The 2,534-nt window shown below is 66.0% G+C and carries 3 protein-coding genes; 2 read left to right on the forward strand and 1 reads right to left on the reverse strand.

The window, feature by feature from the left end:
* Positions 1-1,793: hypothetical protein (locus GY769_18130; GenBank protein ID MCP4203841.1), on the reverse strand; the 1,793-nt coding region annotated here is incomplete at its 3' end.
* A gap of 111 nt (positions 1,794-1,904) precedes the next feature.
* On the opposite strand from GY769_18130, the gene GY769_18135 reads away from it, so the two are divergent.
* Together GY769_18135 and GY769_18140 are read left to right on the forward strand one after the other, a co-directional pair.
* A complete protein-coding gene (locus GY769_18135) occupies positions 1,905-2,210 on the forward strand; it encodes a hypothetical protein (protein ID MCP4203842.1) in 306 nt (101 codons plus the stop codon).
* A 10-nt stretch (positions 2,211-2,220) separates the two neighbouring features.
* A partial coding sequence (locus tag GY769_18140) for a hypothetical protein (protein MCP4203843.1) occupies positions 2,221-2,534 on the forward strand: 314 nt, incomplete at its 3' end.

Raw genomic sequence — 2,534 nt, forward strand, 5'->3', positions numbered from 1 at the left:
GACGTTCTCTCGCCGCGTGCAAGCTCGTCGAGCTCACGGCGTACGGCGGTGAAGAGCCCACGGTCACTGCACATCCAGCCGACCCCCTGGGCGTCCTCGGCACTGTGCCAGACGTGATCGTAGTAGAGGCCGTTGGCGGTATTGAACTCCGTAAGTCGGCCGTCCTCGAAACGCAGCAGCCCGCTGTCGACGGTCCCGAGCCACAAAACTCCCGACGGGTCCTGGCGGATTTCCCGGATGCGATAGGTGCGTGAGTCCTCTTGGGGATAGGAGATGAGGACCGTTGCGCGGCGTTGGAAGAGGTGCTTGCCAGTGGCGAACCACAGGTCTCCCTGACGGTCTTCGAGGATGTCCGCGACCGGCGACCCGTCGAGCTCCAGGGCGGTGGCGACGCCACCTTGGCCAAGGCGGATGGCTCGGGTGGAGGTACCGACCCAGATCTCACCCGAACGGGACTCGCTGAGGGAGTGGATGGCGGTCCGCGCGAGATCTTCAGACCTGTCGTAGCGCTTCCAAGTGTCGCCGTCGAGATGAAAGAGGCCCTCGGAAGTGCCGACCCAGAGCCTTTCGCGCGAATCTTCCAGGAGAGCTTGAATTCTGCCCGCGAGCCTACCGGCCACCGGAGCGGCTCGCGGCCTTCCCTCCGAATAGCGGACGACGCCGGTCGGCGAGGCGATCCAGACGTTGCCGTCAGAGCTTTCGAAAGCCGAGTAGACGTCGTCGGCCGACAGTCCGTCGGCGGCCGTCAGCGTCTCGAACCGGCTTCTCTTGAATCGGTTGAGGCCGTTGTAGGTGCCGATCCACAAGCTTCCCTCGCGATCCTCGAAGAGAGAGAGGACCCTTGTATCCACGAGACCATCGGCCGCGGTGAAGGTCGTGGACACACCGTCGGCAAACCGCACCAGACCCCCGTGAGTGCCGGCCCAGATCGTCCCGCGGCGATCCCCGAAAAGACAGAGGGCATCGGGATACAAGGGCCCCTCGTAGGCACCCATCACCGTCAACTCATCACCGGCCAGGCGGAAGATCTTGCCGTCAGCGGTCACCAGCCACAGAAAGCCGTCGCGAGCCGCCAGCAGCTGGTCCCAGGAGCGTCCTGTCCTGGCATCCAGATCCCACAGCAATGCGGGCCCTTCCGGCGAGGCCACACACTTGCCGTCGACAACTTGCGTGAGCTTCCTCTTGCCGAGAATCCAGAGAGTCCCGTCCGCTGCCTTCTGGAGGGCGACGACGTCTTCGGGACAGCCGTCAACGGGCGAGAATCCTCCGCCGCTCCAGCGGTTGACGCCCCGCATCGTGCCGATCCAGACGCCCTCACGGGTCTCGTAGAGGGCCGTGACCGAATTGTCCAGGAGGCCGTCACGGGTGTCGAAATGGTCCCAAGTACCGTTGCGGAGACGGTGCAGGCCGCCCTGCAGGAGGCCGACCCAGAGGCTGCCGTCGCGGCCTTCGTGGAGGGCCATCACGCGGTTGCTCAAGAAGCCCGGCACCGTGCTCCGGTCGAAGACCTTGAAACGCACCCCGTCGAAGCGCGCCAACCCGCCGCGGGTGCCGAGCCAGAGGTAGCCGTCGCGGGTTTGCAGGATGGCCTCGATGGTGGAGCTCGGAAGGCCGTCCTCGGTCGTCCAGGTGTCGATGACGTACTTGCTGAGCGGCAGGTGCGGATCCAGAGAAGGTTGTGCGGTGGCCGCTGTGAATCCGCCCCCGATCGCGGAACCGGCGACGATCGACAGCCAGACGATGATCAGGCGAAGCCTGGACATCCCGTCGCCGTTGGTTCGAATCTGTTGCAAGATGTGCTCCTACCGGACAACGCCCACCGCGTCTCAGCCACCGGTGGCTCCGCTCCGCGGATGGAATGACACTGCCTGAATAAGACGTTGAATACAACATCCAACGGAAACGTGGAACGGAAACAAGGTGCAACGGAAACGGGGGGCAACCAGCAGCAGCGCGATGTGGGTCTGGACCCGCGCCAGGAGCTCGCTCTTCGACACGGCGCGCCAGGGGACGACGGATGCGACGCGGCGGGGTCGTTCGAATGCCACCTGCCGCCGCTGCCGGACGGGCTCGACGCGGCGCGACCCACCCGGATCCTGGGCGCGGGGTGGGACGTGGGCTGCCCCTCGCCGCCCGAGCTCTGGGGCGGGCCACCCGCGGAGAGGGGGATCGGCAGGTTGGCTACGGCCTGTGTAAAGATGAGCCCATGAAGGATGCGCCATGAAACCCGTCAGCCCCGAGGGCGATCGTATGCGCCCCATGGCCGGTCGGCTGTGTGGTCTGCTGATCGCCCTGGCGCTCTTGCCCCACGGCGTCGAGGCTCAGTCCGCCTCGTCCTTCGACGAAGTGGGGCGCTTCTACGTTCAGAACTTCGGACCGGAGGACTACGACGCGTACGGGCAGAACTGGGCCGTCGTGCAAGGTCCGGACGGCCTCGTCTACGTCGCCAACAGGGGTGGCGTGCTCGATTTCTTCGGTGTGACCCGGCGCCTGACGCCGTCCTCCCACCGAAGCGCCGCGCGCTCGCTGGGCGC

The sequence above is a fragment of the bacterium genome, from assembly GCA_024224155.1.
Classification (GTDB): domain Bacteria; phylum Acidobacteriota; class Thermoanaerobaculia; order Multivoradales; family JAHEKO01; genus CALZIK01.